This is a genomic window from Leptobacterium meishanense (assembly GCF_037645805.1).
Taxonomy (GTDB): domain Bacteria; phylum Bacteroidota; class Bacteroidia; order Flavobacteriales; family Flavobacteriaceae; genus Leptobacterium_A; species Leptobacterium_A meishanense.
The window spans coordinates 1-807 of record NZ_JBBEXE010000022.1; the positions used below are offsets into that span (position 1 = coordinate 1).

The window sequence follows — 807 nt, forward strand, 5'->3', positions numbered from 1 at the left end:
TAATGCCACATTGGGCAGTAATACTCCCTTGTCTGTAACCTGCGATATGTCCAATACAGAACTATCATCAATTGGTGTGGCCGCTCCTATTCCTATACTACCATCTGGCTGTACAAATAATAACCGGTTGGCCCCACTGGTTACATTGAAACCACCCGTCGAAGTTAAATCTATGTTTAGGTTGCCGGTGCCATCTACATTGTAATTAAGGGTGTTTGCTCCTAAATCAATAGCTGTTGTCGGCTCTGTCATTGCACCCCCCAATTGTATGTTCCCACCGGTAAGGGTCAGCCCATTGTCGGCTGTAATACCACCAATGGCCGTGTTTATACAGTTGTCCAAACGGTTCAGGTTGTAGTTGTTGATCGCTGCACGCAGCAAAGGGGTAATACCATTGTTGTTCACTACATAGTCAGGAATCAAAAGACAATTACCAGTAGGCCTGGCTATATTTACAACTCCATTGGCCAAGTTTGATATTGTGCCATCAACTACATTGGTGAGTTTACTTGTAGTTACAGTCCTAGGTCCTCCAGGGTCACTAATGGACGTTATCTGGTACAATGCCCCTGTAGAGGATATGATTATATCATTTACAACTACATCGGATAAACTATGACTGGTCACATACCCAGGAAACTGTGTAGAACGCTGTTCCAATGTCCCTGTAGGAGTATCTGTGAAATCAAAACCATTCGCAGTGGCAGATATAAAAAAACTGATCTCCTCAGTCCCAGGAGGGGGATCCTGACCATATATCCCTATAGCCGTCAATAATGATACTACTGTATATAATAACCTTCGCAT

Annotated in this window: 1 protein-coding gene; it reads right to left on the reverse strand. The window is 43.5% G+C overall.

Annotation, left to right across the window (positions count from 1 at the left end):
- The coding region (locus WBG21_RS11220) for a hypothetical protein (protein ID WP_340077924.1) at window positions 1-807 on the reverse strand (807 nt) is incomplete at both ends.